This is a genomic window from Pseudomonas sp. PB103 (assembly GCF_009764635.1).
Taxonomy (GTDB): Bacteria; Pseudomonadota; Gammaproteobacteria; order Pseudomonadales; family Pseudomonadaceae; genus Aquipseudomonas.
The window spans coordinates 19,585-38,676 of record NZ_RWIL01000010.1; the positions used below are offsets into that span (position 1 = coordinate 19,585).

Here is a 19,092-nt window from a genome sequence, read left to right on the forward strand (position 1 = left end):
GCTTTTTCAGGCCGACTAATTTAGGGGAGCGCGGCGGCGTTGTCACGGAGCAACGGGCCGGCGGTCCCAACTATTTGCCCGGCGTGTTCAGGTTCATTGAGCGCACCATCCATTGTTCGGCGGTTTGCGGGTCTGTTGGCAGCGAAAACTGAAATGTTGCACCGCGCCCGCCGATGTCCAGCAACTGAATCTCGCGCCCGTGCAATTGCAGGATACGGTGCACGATGCGCAGGCCCAATCCACCATCACGCCGTGCGCCGCCGATATTGAACGGCCGCAGGAACAGGCCTTCGCGCAGTTCAGGCGCAATCCCCGGGCCGGTGTCGCTGACCGTGACGTCGACCAGCGCACCGTGGGGTTTCAGGTCCAGTTCGATTTCACCGCCCTGAGGCGTATGGCGCAAAGCGTTGTCCATCAGATTGGTCAGCACCCGTTCGATCAACCCGAGGTCGGCGCAGACCGTTGGCAGGTTCGGCACGAAATGCGCCTTCAATTCCACCTGCCGCGCTTCGGCGGTGAGTTCGAATTTCTGAAAGATGTCCTGCACCAGATCGATCAGGGAAAACCGCTCCAGCACCGGTTGCACAAAACCGTGCTCCAGACGCACCAGTTCCAGCAGCGATTGCGCCAGACCACCGACTTTGCGGCTTTGATCAAGGGCAATGCCCAGATAACGACGGCGCTCTTCCGGGGACAGCGTGGCGTCCTTCAATGACAACGTTTCCAGATAACCGTGCAGCGAGGCCAATGGCGTACGCAGGTCGTGGGAAATGTTCGCCACCAGTTCGCGGCGTTCCTGATCCTGGCGCGTCAATGAACGCCATTGCTCGCCGAGGCGGTTTTGCATCTGCCGGAAAGCCGCGTCGAGGACCGCGATTTCATCCGGGTCAGCTGATTTATCCACAGGTGCCGGTACGGGCTGCGGCGCACCGTCGATATCAAAACGGCTGACCGTTTCGGTCAGTCGCCGCAGCGGCCGGGTAATCAGATTGAACGCCGTGAGACCGGCAATCAGGCACAGCAACGCCACCAGCCCGATCGACAGCAGCGCAGTGTTGAGCGCAGCGCTGGTCGCCCCGCGCTCGGCGAAACGGTCATGTTCTTCGCTGAGCAACACCACGTACAGATAACCGGCAGGTTTACCGTTGACCCGTAACGGCGCGGCGCTGAACACCTTGCGACCATCAGCGCTGCGCGGATCGTCGCCGAGGATCGGCAGCGGCTGATCGTTGAGTAGTTGGCGGATCGGCGCCAGATCAACCTGCTGCCGGCGAATCCGGCCCTCCGGTGCGGCATTGCCGACGATCCGTCCCTCGGTGTCGAGCAGATACACCTCGACACTCGGGTTGACCAGCATCAGTTGGCTGAACAACGCGCGCACGGCACCGGGCATCAGGCCGTTGCTGTCCATCAGCACCGTGTCGTGGGCGATGTGTTGCGCCAGATCCCGCGACAGCCCCTGCACCACTTCCAGTTCATGCATCTTGCTGGAGCGCACCTGCAACCATGCCGACGTGCCGCAGCACACCAGCAGCAACACGGCGAATACCACGGACAGGCGCTGCGTCAGGGTCAGTTTCATGGCTGCTCGGTACCGAATTTATAACCGCGGCCCCACACGGTGAGGATGCGAGAGGGCTGGGCCGGGTCTTTTTCGATCTTCGCCCGCAGGCGATTGATGTGGGTGTTGACCGTGTGTTCGTAGCCCTCGTGGCTGTAACCCCAGACAGCGTTGAGCAGGTCCATGCGCGAAAACACTTTGCCCGGTTGCCGGGCGAAGAAATACAGCAGGTCAAACTCCCGTGGCGTGAGATCGAGGCGCTGCCCCTCGAGACTGACATCGCGGGTGATCGGGTCGATGGTCAGCCCATCCAGGCTGAGGCTACCGGCGTCCATCTTCAGATTGCGCGCCATCGCGTCGACGCGGCGCAGCAAGGCTTTGACCCGCGCCACCAGTTCGAGCATCGAAAACGGCTTGGCGAGGTAATCGTCGGCGCCCAGCTCCAGGCCAAGAATGCGGTGCAATTCACTGGAGCGAGCGCTGGTGATGATGATCGGTGTGTAGCGGGCCATCGCGCGGGCGCGGCGGCATATTTCCAGACCGTCGACCCCCGGCAGCATCAGGTCGAGGATCAGTGCATCCCAGTGACCTTGTTGTAGCAGGCGCATGCCCTCGTCGCCGTCGGCGCTGTGGGTTACCTCAAATTGTTCATCGCGAAGATGCAGGCAAATGAGGTCGGCGATGTGCAGGTCGTCCTCGACCACGAGAACGCGTTTGGTCTGTTCCATGAAGCTCAATCCTTCGGCGCGATAAGGCGCATTGTGCGGGTTTTCCTCGGGGCGAGTTATCACGAATTCGTTAACTTCCCGTGAGGATTTGGCGATCAAACCAAGCCTAGGCTGTGTTCCAGAAAGGGCATCTGGAATTTCGGGAGACGACCATGTTTTCAAGGCGACAGATTCTGTTAGCGGGCGGCGGGCTAGGGGTTGCAGCCTTGGTCGCGGGTGTATTGCCAAAATTGTCGACCAGCACGGCGCTGGTCAGTGAGGCGCGGGCCGACGAGGCGTTCGAAGTGACTCACAGCGACAGTCAATGGCACTCGATCCTCAGCGACGAGCAGTATCAGATCCTGCGCGAGGAAGGCACCGAACGGGCCTACACCAGCGCGCTCAACAACGAACATCGCACCGGCACTTTTGCCTGTGCCGGCTGTGCTCTGGCGCTGTTTTCCTCGGCGACCAAATTCGACAGCCGTACTGGCTGGCCGAGTTTCTGGGCGCCGCTGGAACATGCAGTGGCCACGCGTCAGGACCGCTCGTTCGGCATGTCCCGCGACGAGGTTCACTGTCGCCGCTGCGGCGGCCATCTGGGCCATGTTTTCGATGACGGGCCCAAGCCTACCGGCCTGCGTTACTGCATGAATGGCCTGGCGATGACCTTCAAAGCCGTGGCGGCTTGAGTCATGACCCGCTCGCGATCTTCACTTCACACAGGACGAATTTATGTGGCTCTTGGTTCTCGCTTATCTCGGTGGTGTGCTGACGATCGTCAGCCCGTGCATCCTGCCGGTTCTGCCTTTTGTCTTCGCTCGCACCGGGCAGCCGTTTATCAAGAGTGGCTTGCCGCTGCTGGCGGGGATGGCGCTGACCTTTGCGCTCGTCGCCTCGTTGGCGGCGGTGGGCGGCGGTTGGGTGGTGCAAGTCAATCAGTACGGGCGCTGGCTCGCGTTGCTGTTCGTTGCGTTGTTCGGGCTGACCTTGCTGCTGCCGCGTGTGGCCGAGCGCCTGACCCGGCCACTGGTGTCGGCCGGCAGTCGTCTGTCGGAGGCCGCCGGGCAGGACAATCGCCCGCGTCCCGGCGCTTCGTTTCTGATCGGGGTCGCCACGGGGCTGCTCTGGGCACCTTGCGCGGGGCCGGTTCTGGGGCTGATTCTGACGGGCGCCGCGCTGCAGGGGGCAAGCATCGCCACCACGCTGTTGTTGCTCGCCTACGCGGCAGGTGCCGCCACTTCGCTGGCGGCGGCGTTGCTGCTCGGCGCTAAGGTCTTTGCGCTGATGAAGCGCTCGATTGGCACCGGTGAGTGGATTCGACGTGGCCTCGGCGCGTTGATGTTGGCCGGCGTAGCGGCCATTGCACTGGGGCTCGATACCGGGATTCTCGCTCGGTTATCGACGGCGTCTACCGGTGGGCTGGAACAGACATTGGTCGGCAAGCTTTCGGGCAAATCCGCTAATACAAACGGCACGATGATGGCGCAGATTCCGCCGGCGGATGACTCGGCCAACGGCAGCATGATGGCTGCGGGCGGCGCGATGAAAATGGCCGCGAAAGCACCGGGCGCGTTGCCGGTCGAAGGGCAGTTGCCGCCGCTCGATGGTGCTGTGCAATGGCTGAACTCTCCACCGCTGGATGCCCAGGCGTTGAAGGGCAAAGTGGTGCTGGTGGATTTCTGGACCTACTCCTGCATCAACTGCCTGCGCACCCTGCCGTACGTCAAAGCCTGGGCCGAGAAGTACCGTGATCAGGGCCTCGTGGTGATCGGTGTACACGCGCCGGAATTCGCTTTCGAGCGTGACGTCGGCAACGTCACCAAAGCCATGAAAGAACTCGGTATCAACTACCCGGTAGCGATCGACAACGATTACAGGATCTGGCGAGCCTTCAACAACGAGTACTGGCCGGCGCATTACTTTGCCGACGCTCAGGGACGCATTCGTTACCACCATTTTGGCGAAGGCGACTACGCCGAGTCGGAGCGCGTCATCCAGCAATTGTTGCGTGAAGCCGGTGCGAAAACCGTTGCGGACGGTTTGATCAATGCCGACGCGAAGGGCGTGCAACTGGCCCCGGACATGCGCGAAGCGCAATCACCGGAAACCTATGTCGGCTACCAGCGTGCGGAACATTTCGTACCGGATACCAGCCTGGTGCCTGACAAGGTTGCGGCTTACACCCCACCGGCGAATCTCGCGTTGAATGACTGGAGCCTTGGTGGCCAATGGAACGTCGGTGCCGAGCGCGCGACGGCCAGTGCCCCGGCGAGCCGCATCGTTTATCGCTTCCATGCCCGTGACCTGCATTTGGTCCTGGGGCCGGGCGCGGAGGGCAAACCGGTGCGCTTCAAAGTGTTGATCGACGGCCAGGTGCCGGCGGATGCCCATGGCGTCGACGTTGCCCCTGACGGCACGGGCCGCGTCACCGAACAACGCCTGTATCAGTTGGTGCGACAGACCGACGCTGTGCAGGATCGAACCTTCAGCATCGAGTTTCTTGACCCGGGCGTGTCGGCCTACGCCTTTACCTTCGGCTAATCAGGAGTCATTGCAATGAAAATCACATGGCGTCGTATGTTGTTGGGAGTCGCGGTGGCAGGCGTGATCGGCGAGGTTTCAGCGTTCTCCCTGGGAGGAGAAGACGCGGTGGTCATTCCACCGCCCACCCTCGACGAAGTCACTCAGGCGCACAGCGAAACGGCGGTATTTGCCGGCGGCTGTTTCTGGGGTGTGCAGGGTGTTTTTCAGCACGTCAAAGGCGTGCAGAAAGCCGTCTCCGGTTACGCTGGCGGCGCGGCGAATACGGCGGAATATGAACGTGTCAGCGAGGGCGATACGGGCCATGCCGAGTCGGTGCAAGTTACCTTCGATCCGGCGCAGGTCAGTTACGGCAGCCTGCTGCAGATCTACTTTTCGGTGGCGCATAACCCCACCGAACTTAATCGGCAGGGTCCTGACAGCGGCACGCAATATCGCTCTGCGCTGTTCCCGGTCAACGCCGATCAGCAGAAGGTCGCGCAGGCCTACATCGCGCAACTCGATGCGGCGCATGCGTTCAACAAACCCATCGTCACCCAGCTGGAAAACTACAACGGCTTTTACCCGGCGGAGGACGATCACCAGGATTTCCTGACCGAGCACCCGAGCTATCCCTATATCGTGATTAACGACATGCCGAAGGTGGCGAATCTGAAGCAGGTGTTTGCCCAGCGTTATCAGGAAAAACCGGTGCTGGTGAAAAGCGGCTCCTGAATCATCGGGCGCCCAATGGCGGGCGATGAGCCTGAAGGGTGCGCAGCAAACGGTAATATTTCAGTGAGCGAGCGCTGATCAGACCACTGATAAAGCCCGATGCTGCGGCTTTGAGCAACACCATATCCGGGGCGGCAGCCCGCTCTGGGTACACGTCATCCTGATAGCCGAAGTAGTAGTTCACTGCGAAAAAAAGCAGGAGCAGAATCAGCGCTTTCCAGGTGCCCGGGACGATCAACCCGGTTTCCGGATCATCAAGATTTATCCCCTTGTTGGGGAAAATCAGCCATGCCGACAGGGCGCCGAGTAACAAAGCAATGAGCCAGCCGCTGAGGGTCAGACCTGGGTCATTCGTCAGGTTCAACGACAACAGCGACCACGCCAATAACACCAGCGGGGTCGACAGCAGGGACAGCCGGCTTTCGTGTTGAGGTTTGAGGGTCTTGAGGCCGAAATACAGCAGAACCAGAAAAACGGCATAAACCCACAAGGGAGTATTTTGAAGAGTGACGAGCATCGCACAGCGTCCATGCTGGAAAGAGAAGGCAGATCATATCCGTTGCCAGGGTGGACGCCGCTTATTTTAATCGCGGCCGCTCCATGGCAATCACTGACGTCTCGAAACCCAAGCGGGCAAAAAAGGCCTCGGCACCCTCCCGACCGGCGCGCAATACCCAAGTGATGTCGGGGTTATCGCCCATGACATGCTCGACCAGTTTGCGGCCAATGCCTGCGTGTCGGTACTGGTCGTCAACCACGACCATCGACAGGTAACCGTTGGACAAGCCGTCGGTGATGCCCCGGGCGAAGCCAACGATCCGGGCGCCGCGCAGGGCAACCGCCGTGCGTTGAGAGTTGTTGATCAGTTGCATGAAGTGTTCGCTGGAGCCGGTGCGGTGACCCCAGCCATGTTGCCCGAGGAACAGCCGTACCGACTCCACCTCGTCAGGGCGCAGGTCGCGTACGCTCAGATTGTCGTTCATCAATGGTTCGACTCCTTGTCAGCAGTTGTTCGAGACTGGCCTATCCCTTGATGTCAGGATCTGCCCCAGGTCTGCATCGCGAATTCGACGAAGCGGCGCAGCTTCGGCAGGCGATAGCGATCCGGGGCGTACAGCAAATGCAGGGGACGGCTGGGAGGTTGGTAGTCGGCAACCACGGTCACCAGTTTGCCCTCGCGCAAATCCTGTTCCACCAGTGCATCGGGCAACATCACGATGCCCATGCCGGTGCGTGCAGCCTGATGCAACCCGGCTGACGTATTCATCAGCATTGGCCCGCTGACGTCGACGAGAATTTCTCCGTCCGGGCCGCTGAGGCGCCAGCGCTTTTCCACCGATTGCCAATCGTCGCCAGCAGGATAGGCGAACGACAGGCAGTCGTGTTGTTGCAGGTCCTCAGGGGTTTTCGGCATACCACGGCGGGCCACGTATTCCGGGGAGGCGCACACGGTCAGGGTGTAATCGATCAAGGGACGGGCGATCAGGTTCGACTCCTCGAAATGACCCAGCCGAAACGCTACGTCGAGGCCGCTTTCCAGCAGGTCCGGACGGCTGTTGGTCAGTACCACATCCATCTTCACCTGCGGATATTGCAGGGAAAAATCGCTCAACGCCGGCGCCAGGCGTTCAACACCAAAGGTCAGCGGCGCGGTGATGCGCAGCAGGCCGCGGGGTTCATCGAGTGCTTGTTCGGCCAGGCGTTCGGAGTCGGCCACCAGCCCCAGGACATCCAGGCAACGCTGGTAGTAGACGCTGCCGAATTCAGTCAGGCGCTGCCGTCGGGTGGTGCGTTGCAGCAGTTGCACTCCGAGCCGGTGCTCCAGCGCCCGTAGATGATTGCCGACCATCGTCGTCGACATGTCGCACTGCAGCGCCGCCGCCGTCATGCTCCCGGCTTCGACGACTTTGACGTACACGCTCATCGACTGGAACAGGTCCATTATCAAGCCCTGCTTTTAAATGAATGAAGTTGTAGCGAGTTTATCCAGTTCTGGTGGCTAACCATACTGACATCACACCGACCTTCCTGGAGTTTGAAGTCATGACCGCCGCCCTGATGAACACCTACCAACCGCTGGCCCTGAGTTTCACCAGAGGCCTGGGTACTCGCCTGTGGGATCAGGCCGGTCGCGAGTATCTGGATGCGGTTGCCGGGGTAGCGGTGACCAATGTTGGCCACTCGCACCCGCGTATCGTTGCGGCTATCAGCGAGCAGGCGGGATTGCTGCTGCACACCTCCAATCTGTACAGCATCGACTGGCAGCAACAGCTGGCAAAGCGGCTGACCGCGTTGTCGGGGATGCAGCGAGCGTTCTTCAATAACTCCGGTGCCGAGGCCAACGAGACCGCGCTTAAACTGGCGCGGTTGTACGGGTGGCGCAAAGGCATCGAACAGCCGCTGGTGGTGGTCATGGCCAACGCTTTCCATGGCCGTACCCTCGGCACATTGTCCGCCAGCGATGGCCCGGCGGTGCGGCTGGGCTTCAATGAATTACCGGGAGATTTCATCAAGGTCCCGTTCGGTGATCTCGCTGCGCTGGAGCAACTGCAGCGTCAACACGGCGAGCGCATCGTGGCGATTCTGGTCGAGCCGATTCAAGGCGAAAGCGGTGTGCAACTGGCGCCTGCCGGCTATTTGAAAGCGCTTCGTGGATTATGTGATCGCCACGCCTGGCTGCTGATGCTTGATGAGATCCAGACCGGCATCGGCCGCACGGGTCAGTGGTTTGCGTTTCAGCACGAAGGCATCGTTCCCGACGTCATGACCTTGGCGAAGGGGTTGGGCAACGGCGTGCCGATCGGTGCTTGCCTGGCGCGGGGCAGGGCGGCAGATCTGTTCACGCCTGGCAGCCATGGCAGCACATTCGGCGGCAATCCGCTGGCCTGCCGGGTCGCTTGCACAGTGCTGGATATCATCGAGGAACAAGGGCTGCTGGACAACGCACGAGTTCAGGGCGAGCGCCTGTTGACCCGCCTGCGCGCAGAGTTGGCGGACAACCCCAATGTGCTGACGATTCGCGGGCAGGGTTTGATGATCGGTATCGAGTTGAAACAACCGGTGCGCGATCTGACGCTGATCGCCGCGCGCGACCACGGGCTGCTGATCAACGTCACGCGAGGCAAGACGATACGGCTGCTGCCACCGCTGACGATTGATGAGCGTGAGGTGGAGATGATTGTCAGAGGTGTGGGGCGGGCGTTGTCTGCGAACTGACGCGCAACTGAAACCCCTGTAGGAGTGAGCCTGCTCGCGATAGCGGTGTATCAGGCGCTATTCATTTTGAATGGTCTACCGCAATCGCGAGCAGGCTCACTCTTACATTGGAAAGGTGCGCGTCAGTCCGGATAATCCGCCAGATCCGGCGCCAGCATTCGCGTCTTCGCCGCCCCGTTCGAATTGTGCTGAATGATTTCCCGCGGCTGCCCCTGCTCATTGAAAAACACCTGACCGATCCCCGCCGAATTCCACAACCGTTCACCCGCTTCTGCGTGTTCCGGGGTGTACGGCACGATGCGCATCAGCCTGCGTTTGGTAAACCAGTTCAGCGGTGAACGCGGTGAGTAGAGCCAGCGGTTGAGGCGGTCGAACCATTCCAGCAGGGTTTTCGGGAATTCATTCTTGATGCCACTGCTGGTGATCTGCCAGATGCGCGGACCGGCCTTGCGGTGGCGGATCAGCACTTCATAGACGAAGGAATAATGCACGTCGCCGGACAGCACCACGTAATTTCCCGGTGTGCGCGAATGGCGGAAAATATTCAGGATCACCTGTGCCGCGCCGCGATGGGCCATCCAGTTTTCCGCATCGACCAGCAATGGATAACCGCACCAACTGAAGACTTTCTGCACCGTCTCGATCAGTTTCACACCGAAGATCGGCGCCGGTGAAACGATGATCGCCGAGGGATGATCGAGCAGTTCCTGTTGCAGTTCGCTCAAGGCCTCCCAGTCGAGCAGACCGGACGGTTGCTTGAGCGCCATTTCGCTGCGCCAGCGGCGGGTGCGGGTGTCGATGACCACCAGCGCCGGACGGGTGGGCAGTACGAAATGCCAATGTTGAAAGCGCAGCAGGTCGTCGATCAGTTCGTCCTGCACCGGGCTGTCGAGGTATTGATCATCACCGCTGGCGCTCAAGCCAAGGGTTTTCTCCAGCAGATCCTTGAAGGCATCCGGGTTATTGCCCCAGCCCTGACACAACATATAAGCGATCAAGGCGTTGCCGATGATGCGTTTGGAGAACGGATGGCCGTAGGCCGTTTCCTCCCATTGCGCGGAAAGATTCCAGTCGTCGGTGATGTCGTGATCGTCAAAAATCATCAGGCTCGGCAGATGCGCCAATGCCCGGGCGACGTTGCCCAGACCTGCCTTGAAACCGTCGATCCGCGTCTGTTCCAGGGCGTAGCGCTCGAGCCGTTCGGGCGTCAGCGTCGGCGCCGTTGGCTCGACCAACGTCCATGCGGTCGGTGCCCATACCAGCAAGTACATCGCCATGACTTCGGCGAACGTCACCAGGTGATTGTCAGCGCTGCTGCTGGTGAAAATCGGCTTACGGGCGCCGCCGAAAAATCGCTCGCGCAATGTCTCGTTGCTCTCCAGCGCCGGTAACAAATCCGCACGGTGGTAATAGCTGGCCGGGTGGTCGTAAAGCTTGGCGCTGTCACTGACCACGGCGCCTTCGAGGTGTTCGTCGAACAGGCCCAAACGCTCGATCAAGGCATGAATCGCCCGCAGCATCGGACCGGCAACGTCATCGGCATACACCTGATCGCCACTCATCATCAGCAGGGCGGGGCGCTCATGCGGTTCGGTTTCGGCGGCCAACAGTTGATCGACGCAGAGCAAACCGTCCGCCGCCGGGTGATGCGGTTTGCGGCAGGAGCCGTGCAGCAGTTGATCAATGCGCGAACGCAGGACGAAGTTCGGGCACTTCGCATCGCTATACAGCAGATGCGGCGCCCATTCGGCGATGCCCATCGCGCCGTCAATCAGCAGGTCATAGTCGATACATGTGTCGAAGGGCAGGGCGCCCTCAAGGGGGACGTCGATGAGATGGACAAATGCATGACGGCCTACAGGAACCACCGTGCATTTCTCGCCATCGAGAGGAATGTCTCCTACACCGTGCAGACGCAAGACCAGTGACAACGGGCGCGTGCCGACCAGCCACATGACCAGTCGAGTCGGCTCCAGGCGGCGCAGCAGCGGGCCGGCCAAAACCGGTGGCAGCAAGGAAGGATCAGCTAAAAGTCGGGACATCGGTGGGCAAGGCTCAAGGCGCACAGCCGGCGATGATAGCGCAGCCGGCGCCTGCAACCCTTAAGCGAGGCTTAAGATTCAGCCTTCTTCAGCTTCAGATCGAGCAATCGCCATTCAGTATTTTCTGCCCTGCTGCCCGCCACGGGCTGGACGGTGCAGGTGTAGCGATAGCTCACATCGTCGCCGAGCATATTGCGGGCGCTGACGTTATTGCTGATGGTGTAGATCTGATCCTTGAAGCGCTGGTTTTTGTTGGTGATTTGCGGAGCAACGACCGTCGTGGCCGGGAAACGCATTGCACCGTGCAGGAAGGGCGCGCACATCACCGCCGCCATCATGGACTTATCAGCCTCCGGGTCCTTGCCGAGCATTTTGCGCAGGGCGACGAAGTCCTGGCCAAGCGCATCCGTAATCGGCTTCTCGAACACCGTGCTGGTCAGGCGACTGCTGTAATTCGGCAGCAGCGCGGATTCGGGTGGCGAAGACTCATTCTGCGGTTTGCCGGCAACAAAGGCCGGAAAGTTGTCCAGCGCAGGTGCAGGTGCAGGTGCAGGTGCAGGTGCAGGTGCAGGTGCGGGTGCGGGTGCGGGTGGCGCGACAGCAACAGGGGTCGGCGCGGGAACAGGCTCAGGCTTCGGCGCAACAGGCGCGACCTCTTGAGTCACCGTCTCTTGTACCTGTTTTTTTGCAGTTTTAAGCTCCGGCGTGAACAGCGCCAGCGAGATGGAGAACACCACGACACCGACAATAAAACCCGCCCCCGCGCCGAGAACGTTGCCGAAAAACAGATTCCAGTTGCCGCGGTTCTTCACCACCCAGCGCCACATTAAACCCCATGTCGCCAGAAATGCGAGTAGACACAGAAACGCCATTCGATCCTTTCCTTAACCTGCAAAAATCCTGAGGCAGCGCGTATTGATCAGTCGCGCTGAAGATGGACGGCAAGATAACAAAATAGTAGCGTCGCGCCACTCTCTTCATCGGTGCCAAACGGTGGGCAATAGCGATGAAGGACAGGATTTTTCTTCAACCAGAGGATGGACAGATGATCGACTTCAACAACAAGGGTTTCTTCAAACTCAAGCAGAACGACGAATACGCCGAGCGCGTCAGCGCCCTGTTGCTGGAAGGGGAAGAGGTGATCGACTCTTATAAGGCCATGCGCGATGGCGTGGTGTTTACCAACAAACGCATCATCGCCGTCAACGTCCAGGGCATTACGGGCAGCAAGAAGGATTTCACTTCGCTGCCGTACAAGAACATCGTCGCCTACTCCGTGGAAACGTCAGGGACGTTTGATCTGGACTCGGAGCTGGAGATTTACTTTTCGTCGCTGGGCAAGGTGAAGTTCGAATTCACCGGGAAGACGTCGATGGTGGAGATTTCCAAGTACATCTCCAAACATCTGCTGTAAGAGCGCGCGGCGCGCTCAATCAAAGAATGTCCTTCAGATAAACCTTGAGCGCGAGGAGCGGCTGATCGAGCTGCTCCAGCGACTGCGCATGGTTGAAGTCCGCCGACAGCTTGTGCAACTCGCGCCCCAACGGTTTCTCGACACCGCCCAATGAATCCAGCGCCAGGCCGAGGCACTCATTCATCTTGAATTGAATGGTCTCGACATCACCCCGGCGCACCAACAACTCGAAAATGTCCCGCTGGTAGTCACCCATGACCATGTCATCGCGCAGGATCGGGCTCAGGCCCTCTTCCTCGTATGCGAGTTTCAGGGAGAAGAGGGCGACTGTTTCCAGTGACGTTTCCATGGTGTTGATCCTTGGGGTTTTCGTCGGTCGAGAAGCTGAAAGTCAAAAGATCGCAGCCTGCGGCAGCTCCTGCAGGGGCAAGGGCTTTATTGCAGGCGAAAAAAAAGGCCTTGCTAAGCAAGACCTTTCTTAATTTTGGTGCCCCGAGGGAGACTCGAACTCCCACTCCTTTCGAAAACGGATTTTGAATCCGCCGCGTCTACCAATTCCGCCATCAGGGCTCAATGGCGGCGAAGTATAGAGATGAGATTACCGTTGGTCAATCACGTTTCATGGTCTATTTTCGATATTTCCGCTAAACTTTCCGGCCCTGCTAGACGAACCCCATCATGCGTGTTGCTGACTTTACTTTCGAGCTCCCTGATTCGCTGATCGCCCGCCACCCTTTGGCCGAGCGTCGCGGTAGTCGCCTGCTGACCCTTGATGGGCCGAGCGGCGCCCTTGCACACCGTCAATTCACTGATTTGCTTGAGCATTTGCGCCCGGGCGATTTGATGGTGTTCAACAATACCCGGGTGATTCCGGCGCGGCTGTTCGGGCAGAAAGCGTCCGGCGGCAAGCTGGAAATCCTCGTCGAACGCGTGCTCGATTCGCACCGCGTGCTGGCCCATGTGCGCTCCAGCAAGTCGCCGAAGCCGGGTTCGAAGATCCTTATCGACGGTGGTGGCGAAGCTGAAATGATCGCGCGTCACGATGCGTTGTTCGAGCTGGCCTTCGCTGAAGAAGTGTTGCCTTTGCTCGACCGCGTCGGGCACATGCCGTTGCCTCCTTATATAGACCGCCCGGATGAAGGCTCGGATCGCGAGCGTTATCAGACCGTGTACGCCGAGCGTCTCGGCGCGGTGGCGGCGCCGACGGCGGGGCTGCATTTCGATCAGTCGCTGATGGAGGCGATTGCCGCCAAGGGCGTCGAGACTGCATTCGTCACGCTGCACGTGGGCGCGGGGACGTTCCAGCCTGTGCGCGTCGAGAAACTTGAAGATCACCATATGCACACCGAGTGGCTGGAAGTCGGCCAGGACGTGGTCGACGCAGTCGCTGCGTGCCGTGCGCGCGGTGGTCGAGTGATTGCTGTCGGCACCACCAGCGTGCGTTCGCTGGAAAGTGCCGCGCGCGATGGCGTGCTCAAGCCGTTCAGTGGCGACACCGATATCTTTATCTTCCCGGGCCGGCCGTTCCATGTGGTCGATGCCCTGGTGACCAACTTTCATTTGCCGGAATCCACGCTGTTGATGCTGGTGTCGGCATTTGCCGGTTATCCCGAGACCATGGCCGCCTACAAGGCCGCCGTCGACAACGGTTACCGCTTTTTCAGCTACGGTGATGCGATGTTCATCACCCGTAATCCCGCACCTACTGCCCCTAAAGAAACCGGCCCAGAGGAAACAGAATGAGTCGCGAATGTCGCATGTCCTTTGAGCTCCTTGCCACCGATGGCAAGGCCCGTCGTGGTCGTCTGACCTTCCCGCGTGGCACCGTCGAGACCCCGGCGTTCATGCCGGTGGGCACCTACGGCACGGTCAAGGGCATGTTGCCACGCGACATCGTCGCCACTGGCGCAGAAATCATTCTGGGCAACACCTTCCACCTGTGGCTGCGCCCTGGCACCCAAGTGATCAAGGAACACGGCGACCTGCACGATTTCATGCAGTGGAAAGGCCCGATCCTCACCGACTCCGGTGGCTTCCAGGTATTCAGCCTCGGCGCAATGCGCAAGATCAAGGAGGAGGGTGTGACCTTCGCTTCTCCGGTCGACGGCGCCAAAGTGTTCATGGGCCCGGAAGAATCGATGCAGGTACAGCGCGATCTCGGCTCCGACATCGTGATGATCTTCGACGAATGCACGCCGTACCCGGCTGACGAAGACGTCGCGCGGATCTCCATGGAATTGTCGCTGCGCTGGGCTCAACGTTCGAAAAATGCCCACGGTGAAAACACCGCGGCGCTGTTCGGTATCGTTCAGGGCGGCATGCACCAGGATCTGCGCATGCGCTCGCTCGAAGGCCTCGACAAAATCGGCTTCGATGGCCTGGCCATTGGTGGTCTGTCGGTGGGCGAGCCGAAGCACGAGATGATCAAAGTATTGGATTATCTGCCGGGCATGATGCCGGCTGACAAACCTCGTTACCTTATGGGCGTTGGCAAACCGGAAGATCTGGTTGAGGGTGTGCGCCGCGGTGTGGACATGTTCGATTGCGTGATGCCAACCCGTAATGCCCGCAATGGGCATCTGTTCATTGATACCGGCGTGCTGAAGATCCGTAACGCGTTCCATCGCCATGATGAATCGCCGCTGGATCCGACCTGCGATTGCTATACCTGCCAGAACTTCTCTCGCGCTTATCTGCATCACCTGGACAAGTGCGGCGAAATGCTGGGAAGCATGCTCAATACCATCCATAACTTGCGCCATTATCAGGTGCTGATGGCTGGTTTGCGCGAGGCTATTCAACAGGGTACATTGGCCGCCTTTGTCGATGCCTTCTACGCCAAACGCGGGCTCCCCGTTCCGCCTTTGGACTGAGTTTTCTGACCCCAAGATTCAACATTTGCAACTGGAGTGCTAAATGAGCTTTTTTATCTCTAACGCCATGGCTGACGCAGCTGCACCGGCTGCTGCAGGCCCAATGGGCGGCGGCTTCGAGTGGATTTTCCTGGTCGGCTTCCTGGTCATCTTCTACCTGATGATCTGGCGTCCACAGGCCAAGCGCGCCAAAGAGCAGAAGAACCTGCTGAGCAGCCTTGCGAAGGGCGACGAAGTTGTGACCACTGGCGGCATCGCCGGCAAGATCACCAAAGTTGCCGATGACTTCGTGGTTCTGGAAGTTTCCGACACCGTGGAAATGAAGTTCCAGAAAGGCGCCATCGCCGCCACGCTGCCAAAAGGCACGCTGAAAGCGATCTAAGAGCAACAACTTCTACTCAATCGACGGGGCGCGCAAGGCGCCCCGCGTCATAACGGGCGGCGTGATGCTGAACAAATATCCTCTGTGGAAATACATTCTGATCCTGGCGGTGCTGGCGATCGGTCTGATTTATTCCGCTCCGAATCTATACCCTGATGACCCGGCCATTCAGGTCAGCGGTGCAAGCACTGCGCTGCAAGTCAATCAGGCTGATCTGGATCGTGTGAGCACTGCGCTCAAGGAGTCCGGGATCAACGTCAAGGCGGCCACGCTGGCGGCAAATGGCAAGGGCGGCCTGATCCGTCTGACCAAGGCTGAAGATCAGCTACCGGCCAAAGACGTTGTGCGCAAGGCGTTGGGTGATGACTACGTCGTCGCGTTGAACCTGGCACAGACCACCCCGCAATGGCTGCGCAATCTGGGCGCGCACCCGATGAAGCTGGGTCTGGACTTGTCCGGTGGTGTGCACTTCCTGCTGGAAGTGGACATGGACAAAGCCCTCGATGCACGCCTGAAAGTCTACGAAGGCGACGTCAAGAGCTTGCTGCGCAAAGAGAAGCTGCGCTATCGCAGCCTGCCGCAACTGGGCGGTGCCATTCAGCTGGGCTTCAGCGATGAAGATTCCCGCGAACAGGCCCGTGCACTGATCCGCAAGAACTTCAACGATTTCGACATTGTTCCGGCCGACCTCAACGGTCAACCGGTGCTGCGTCTGGCGATGACCCCGGCCAAGCTGGCGGAAATCCGTGAATACTCCATCAAGCAGAACTTGACCACGGTACGTAACCGCGTCAACGAGCTGGGTGTTGCCGAACCGATCGTTCAGCGTCAAGGCGCCAACCGCATTGTGGTTGAACTGCCGGGCGTGCAGGACACTGCCGAAGCCAAGCGTATTCTCGGCAAGACGGCCAACCTTGAGTTCCGTCTGGCTGCTGAGCCGGGTGCTTCGAAAGCCACCTCAGAGACTTTCGAGTTCCGTGAAGGCAATCGTCCCGCTGCGCAGATCGAACGTGGTCTGATCATCACCGGTGACCAGGTGACCGACGCCAAGGCCGGTTTCGGTGAGCACGGCACGCCTGAAGTGAATATCCGTCTGGATGGTCACGGTGGCGAGCTGATGAGCCGCGCGACCCGTTCGAACGTCGGTCGCAGCATGGCGGTGATTTTCATCGAACAGCGTCCGGTGACCACTTACACCAAGCAAGTGGTCGACGGTGTCGAGAAAGACGTCGCCGTTCAGACGTTCAAAGAAGAGAAGAAGATCATCAGCCTGGCGACCATTCAGTCGCCGCTGGGTGCTCAGTTCCGCATCACTGGCCTGAACGGTCAGGGTGAGTCGTCCGAGCTGGCGCTGCTGCTGCGTGCCGGTGGTCTGGCCGCGCCGATGTACTTCGCTGAAGAGCGCACAATCGGCCCGAGCCTGGGTGCTGACAACATCACCAAAGGTATCGATGCGTCGCTGTGGGGCATGTTGTTCGTGTCGCTGTTCATCATCGCCATCTACCGCTTCTTCGGCGTCATTGCCACTGTCGCACTGGCGGTGAACATGGTGCTGCTGCTGGCGTTGATGTCGCTGCTGGGTGCAACACTGACCCTGCCAGGTATCGCCGGTATCGTGCTGACCATGGGTATGGCGGTCGACGCCAACGTGCTGATCTTCTCGCGGATCCGTGAAGAGATCGCCGCCGGCATGACCGTGCAGCGTGCAATCAACGAAGGCTTCGGCCGGGCATTCACCGCGATTCTCGACGCCAACCTGACTACCTTGTTGGTCGGCGGGATTCTCTTTGCCATGGGCACCGGCCCGGTCAAAGGTTTCGCAGTGACCATGTCCCTCGGGATCTTTACCTCGATGTTCACGGCCATCATGGTGACCCGCGCAATGGTCAACCTGATCTTTGGCGGACGTGACTTCAAGAAGTTGTGGATTTAAGGGGCTGCCATGTTACGTACAATCAACTTCATGGGCGTTCGCAACGTTGCGTTCGGCGTCACAGTGTTACTCACGGTCATTGCCTTGTTCAGTGTTTTCCACAAGGGCATGAACTGGGGTCTGGACTTCACCGGCGGTACGCTCATTGAGCTGACCTACGAGCGTCCGGCCGATGTCACCAAAGTGCGTGAGGAGCTGGTGACTTCCGGTTACCACGAGGCCATCGTGCAGAGCTTCGGTGCAACCACCGATTTGCTGGTGCGCATGCCGGGTGAAGATCCGCAACTGGGTCACCAGGTCGCGCAAGCGCTGCAGAAGCTCGGCGGTGACAACCCGGCGACAGTCAAGCGCGTAGAGTTCGTTGGCCCGCAGGTCGGCGAAGAGCTGCGCGACCAGGGCGGCCTCGGCATGTTGCTGGCGCTCGGCGGCATCCTGATCTACCTGGCTTTCCGCTTTCAGTGGAAGTTTGCGGTCGGCGCCATCGTTTCGCTGATTCACGACGTGATCGTGACCGTAGGTATCCTGTCGTACTTCCAGATCACTTTCGATCTGACGGTGCTGGCGGCAGTGCTGGCGATCATCGGTTACTCGCTGAACGACACCATCGTGGTATTCGACCGGGTTCGTGAGAACTTCCGCGTGCTGCGCAAGGCAACGCTGATCGAGAACATCAACATCTCGACAACGCAGACCCTGCTGCGGACCATGGCGACGTCGATTTCGACCTTGCTGGCGATCGCGGCGCTGCTGTTCTTTGGCGGGGACAACCTGTTCGGCTTCTCGATCGCGCTGTTCATCGGTGTATTGGCGGGTACTTACTCGTCGATCTACATCGCCAACGTGGTGCTGATCTGGCTGAACCTGACCACCGAGGATCTGATTCCTCCGGCCAACACCGAGAAAGAAGTCGACGACCGTCCATAACGGTCATCGTTTTCCCGGCTGTCAGCCCAAGAAAGGCGCGAGTTGAACTCGCGCCTTTTTTTATGCTCCAAGGCTGGGAGAAGCGCGGGCGTGTCCCGCATGTGATGGTCAGGAGGTTCATGTGAACAAGTCGTTGCTGGTTGGTGCGGTATTGGGTGCTGTCGGTGTGACTGCCGGGGGTGCTGTTGCCACCTACAGCCTGGTTAAAAGCGGCCCTGAGTATGCGCAAGTGTTGGCCGTTGAACCGGTTAAAACACAGATCAAGACGCCACGTGAAGTGTGCAAGGATGTAGCTGTGACCCGCCAGGCGCCGGTCAAGGATCAGCACCAGATTCTCGGCACCGCCATTGGTGCGGTAGCCGGTGGTTTGCTGGGTAACCAGGTCGGCGGCGGTACCGGCAAGAAAATTGCCACAGTCGCTGGTGCAGTCGGTGGCGGTTATGCCGGTAACAAAGTGCAGGAAGGCATGCAGAATCGCGACACCTACACCACCACCCAGACTCGCTGTAACACCGTGAATGACATCAGCGACAAGGTCGTTGGTTATGACGTGCGTTATTCGCTCGATGGCAAGGAAGGCAAGGTGCGCATGGATCGTGATCCGGGCAACCAGATTCCGGTCGACAAGGAAGGTAAGTTGATCCTGTCGCAGAATGAGCCGGGTCAATAAAGACCGACTGTTTTAACAAGAAGCACCCTGCGGGGTGCTTTTTTGTACCCGCATGAAACCTATTCCCAATGTAGGAGCTGCCGAAGGCTGCGATCTTTTGATCTTTGTCTTT

19 protein-coding genes and 1 tRNA gene are annotated in these 19,092 nt (G+C 59.5%); 11 read left to right on the top strand and 9 right to left on the bottom strand.

Annotated elements, in window-relative coordinates:
• Positions 1-70 precede the first annotated feature (70 nt).
• Positions 71-1,582 (bottom strand): HAMP domain-containing sensor histidine kinase, encoded by a 1,512-nt coding sequence (locus EJA70_RS01975; protein ID WP_158829262.1) that lies wholly within the window; start codon positions 1,580-1,582, stop codon positions 71-73.
• Entirely contained in the window at positions 1,579-2,289 is a 711-nt protein-coding gene (locus EJA70_RS01980; protein WP_008084787.1) for a response regulator transcription factor, read from the bottom strand. The genes EJA70_RS01975 and EJA70_RS01980 overlap by 4 nt, the downstream gene beginning before the upstream one ends.
• A gap of 152 nt (positions 2,290-2,441) precedes the next feature.
• Here EJA70_RS01980 and msrB point away from each other — a divergent pair, with 152 nt between their 5' ends.
• From msrB to msrA, 3 genes are read left to right on the top strand one after another with little or no spacing between them, the layout of a single operon-like run.
• Complete coding sequence (msrB, locus tag EJA70_RS01985; protein WP_008084785.1) at positions 2,442-2,960, top strand: peptide-methionine (R)-S-oxide reductase MsrB; 519 nt, start codon at positions 2,442-2,444, stop codon at positions 2,958-2,960.
• Between the two features lie 43 nt (positions 2,961-3,003).
• On the top strand, positions 3,004-4,812 hold the full coding sequence (locus EJA70_RS01990) for a cytochrome c biogenesis protein DipZ (RefSeq protein ID WP_158829264.1): 1,809 nt from the start codon (positions 3,004-3,006) through the stop codon (positions 4,810-4,812).
• 15 nt (positions 4,813-4,827) lie between these two features.
• The gene (gene msrA, locus EJA70_RS01995; RefSeq protein WP_158829266.1) at positions 4,828-5,526 is read left to right on the top strand and encodes a peptide-methionine (S)-S-oxide reductase MsrA; all 699 of its coding nucleotides are present in this window, start codon (positions 4,828-4,830) and stop codon (positions 5,524-5,526) included.
• Position 5,527: 1 nt separating this feature from the next.
• Here the strand turns inward: msrA and EJA70_RS02000 are convergent, their stop codons facing one another.
• The 3 genes from EJA70_RS02000 to EJA70_RS02010 all read right to left on the bottom strand — a co-directional run bounded on the left by EJA70_RS02000 (position 5,528) and on the right by EJA70_RS02010 (position 7,468).
• Positions 5,528-6,043 carry a DUF6622 family protein gene (locus EJA70_RS02000; protein ID WP_158829268.1) on the bottom strand — a complete coding sequence of 172 codons (516 nt, stop codon included), beginning with the start codon at positions 6,041-6,043 and terminating at the stop codon, positions 5,528-5,530.
• Positions 6,044-6,104: 61 nt separating this feature from the next.
• Entirely contained in the window at positions 6,105-6,509 is a 405-nt protein-coding gene (locus EJA70_RS02005) for a GNAT family N-acetyltransferase (protein ID WP_008084778.1), read from the bottom strand.
• Between the two features lie 53 nt (positions 6,510-6,562).
• A complete protein-coding gene (locus tag EJA70_RS02010; RefSeq protein WP_158829270.1) occupies positions 6,563-7,468 on the bottom strand; it encodes a LysR family transcriptional regulator in 906 nt (301 codons plus the stop codon).
• Between the two features lie 101 nt (positions 7,469-7,569).
• Between EJA70_RS02010 and EJA70_RS02015 the strand changes: the two genes are divergently transcribed.
• Positions 7,570-8,742, top strand: coding sequence for an aspartate aminotransferase family protein (locus EJA70_RS02015; protein WP_158829272.1), 1,173 nt, complete (start codon positions 7,570-7,572; stop codon positions 8,740-8,742).
• A gap of 122 nt (positions 8,743-8,864) precedes the next feature.
• On the opposite strand, the gene EJA70_RS02020 is transcribed toward EJA70_RS02015, so the two are convergent.
• Positions 8,865-10,784: an alkaline phosphatase D family protein gene (locus tag EJA70_RS02020; protein ID WP_158829274.1), complete on the bottom strand. Its 1,920-nt coding sequence runs from the start codon at positions 10,782-10,784 to the stop codon at positions 8,865-8,867.
• 71 nt (positions 10,785-10,855) lie between these two features.
• Complete coding sequence (locus EJA70_RS02025; protein WP_158829276.1) at positions 10,856-11,656, bottom strand: hypothetical protein; 801 nt, start codon at positions 11,654-11,656, stop codon at positions 10,856-10,858.
• A gap of 173 nt (positions 11,657-11,829) precedes the next feature.
• Here EJA70_RS02025 and EJA70_RS02030 point away from each other — a divergent pair, with 173 nt between their 5' ends.
• Positions 11,830-12,198 carry a PH domain-containing protein gene (locus tag EJA70_RS02030; RefSeq protein WP_008084761.1) on the top strand — a complete coding sequence of 123 codons (369 nt, stop codon included), beginning with the start codon at positions 11,830-11,832 and terminating at the stop codon, positions 12,196-12,198.
• Between the two features lie 19 nt (positions 12,199-12,217).
• Here EJA70_RS02030 and EJA70_RS02035 read toward each other — a convergent pair whose 3' ends face one another.
• Both EJA70_RS02035 and EJA70_RS02040 read right to left on the bottom strand, forming a co-directional pair.
• Positions 12,218-12,547 carry a hypothetical protein gene (locus EJA70_RS02035; RefSeq protein WP_158829278.1) on the bottom strand — a complete coding sequence of 110 codons (330 nt, stop codon included), beginning with the start codon at positions 12,545-12,547 and terminating at the stop codon, positions 12,218-12,220.
• Between the two features lie 136 nt (positions 12,548-12,683).
• A tRNA-Leu gene (locus tag EJA70_RS02040) sits at positions 12,684-12,768 on the bottom strand.
• A gap of 108 nt (positions 12,769-12,876) precedes the next feature.
• Between EJA70_RS02040 and queA the strand changes: the two genes are divergently transcribed.
• The 6 genes from queA (at position 12,877) to EJA70_RS02070 (ending at position 18,980) form a co-directional block, all read left to right on the top strand.
• Positions 12,877-13,941, top strand: a complete 1,065-nt coding sequence (gene queA, locus EJA70_RS02045; RefSeq protein ID WP_158829280.1) for a tRNA preQ1(34) S-adenosylmethionine ribosyltransferase-isomerase QueA — start codon at positions 12,877-12,879, stop codon at positions 13,939-13,941.
• A gap of 14 nt (positions 13,942-13,955) precedes the next feature.
• Positions 13,956-15,071, top strand: a complete 1,116-nt coding sequence (tgt, locus tag EJA70_RS02050; protein WP_162130783.1) for a tRNA guanosine(34) transglycosylase Tgt — start codon at positions 13,956-13,958, stop codon at positions 15,069-15,071.
• A gap of 43 nt (positions 15,072-15,114) precedes the next feature.
• Positions 15,115-15,453, top strand: a complete 339-nt coding sequence (gene yajC / locus EJA70_RS02055) for a preprotein translocase subunit YajC (protein WP_003227923.1) — start codon at positions 15,115-15,117, stop codon at positions 15,451-15,453.
• A gap of 64 nt (positions 15,454-15,517) precedes the next feature.
• Positions 15,518-17,386, top strand: coding sequence for a protein translocase subunit SecD (gene secD, locus EJA70_RS02060; protein WP_158829282.1), 1,869 nt, complete (start codon positions 15,518-15,520; stop codon positions 17,384-17,386).
• A gap of 9 nt (positions 17,387-17,395) precedes the next feature.
• Positions 17,396-18,310 carry a protein translocase subunit SecF gene (secF, locus tag EJA70_RS02065; protein WP_008084669.1) on the top strand — a complete coding sequence of 305 codons (915 nt, stop codon included), beginning with the start codon at positions 17,396-17,398 and terminating at the stop codon, positions 18,308-18,310.
• 121 nt (positions 18,311-18,431) lie between these two features.
• The gene (locus tag EJA70_RS02070; RefSeq protein ID WP_008084667.1) at positions 18,432-18,980 is read left to right on the top strand and encodes a glycine zipper 2TM domain-containing protein; all 549 of its coding nucleotides are present in this window, start codon (positions 18,432-18,434) and stop codon (positions 18,978-18,980) included.
• The last annotated feature ends 112 nt before the right edge of the window (positions 18,981-19,092 follow it).

Bases quoted from the DNA above. Each gene is read 5' to 3' on its own strand.
- EJA70_RS01990 (WP_158829264.1), top strand. From the start codon at position 3,004: ATGTGGCTCTTGGTTCTCGCTTATCTCGGTGGTGTGCTGACGATCGTC.
- EJA70_RS01975 (WP_158829262.1), bottom strand. From the start codon at position 1,582: ATGAAACTGACCCTGACGCAGCGCCTGTCCGTGGTATTCGCCGTGTTG.
- msrB (WP_008084785.1), top strand. From the start codon at position 2,442: ATGTTTTCAAGGCGACAGATTCTGTTAGCGGGCGGCGGGCTAGGGGTT.
- EJA70_RS02010 (WP_158829270.1), bottom strand. From the start codon at position 7,468: ATGGACCTGTTCCAGTCGATGAGCGTGTACGTCAAAGTCGTCGAAGCC.
- EJA70_RS02005 (WP_008084778.1), bottom strand. From the start codon at position 6,509: ATGAACGACAATCTGAGCGTACGCGACCTGCGCCCTGACGAGGTGGAG.
- EJA70_RS02015 (WP_158829272.1), top strand. From the start codon at position 7,570: ATGACCGCCGCCCTGATGAACACCTACCAACCGCTGGCCCTGAGTTTC.
- msrA (WP_158829266.1), top strand. From the start codon at position 4,828: ATGAAAATCACATGGCGTCGTATGTTGTTGGGAGTCGCGGTGGCAGGC.
- EJA70_RS02000 (WP_158829268.1), bottom strand. From the start codon at position 6,043: ATGCTCGTCACTCTTCAAAATACTCCCTTGTGGGTTTATGCCGTTTTT.
- EJA70_RS02020 (WP_158829274.1), bottom strand. From the start codon at position 10,784: ATGTCCCGACTTTTAGCTGATCCTTCCTTGCTGCCACCGGTTTTGGCC.
- secD (WP_158829282.1), top strand. From the start codon at position 15,518: ATGCTGAACAAATATCCTCTGTGGAAATACATTCTGATCCTGGCGGTG.
- tgt (WP_162130783.1), top strand. From the start codon at position 13,956: ATGTCCTTTGAGCTCCTTGCCACCGATGGCAAGGCCCGTCGTGGTCGT.
- EJA70_RS02035 (WP_158829278.1), bottom strand. From the start codon at position 12,547: ATGGAAACGTCACTGGAAACAGTCGCCCTCTTCTCCCTGAAACTCGCA.
- EJA70_RS02025 (WP_158829276.1), bottom strand. From the start codon at position 11,656: ATGGCGTTTCTGTGTCTACTCGCATTTCTGGCGACATGGGGTTTAATG.
- EJA70_RS01980 (WP_008084787.1), bottom strand. From the start codon at position 2,289: ATGGAACAGACCAAACGCGTTCTCGTGGTCGAGGACGACCTGCACATC.
- EJA70_RS02030 (WP_008084761.1), top strand. From the start codon at position 11,830: ATGATCGACTTCAACAACAAGGGTTTCTTCAAACTCAAGCAGAACGAC.
- yajC (WP_003227923.1), top strand. From the start codon at position 15,115: ATGAGCTTTTTTATCTCTAACGCCATGGCTGACGCAGCTGCACCGGCT.
- secF (WP_008084669.1), top strand. From the start codon at position 17,396: ATGTTACGTACAATCAACTTCATGGGCGTTCGCAACGTTGCGTTCGGC.
- queA (WP_158829280.1), top strand. From the start codon at position 12,877: ATGCGTGTTGCTGACTTTACTTTCGAGCTCCCTGATTCGCTGATCGCC.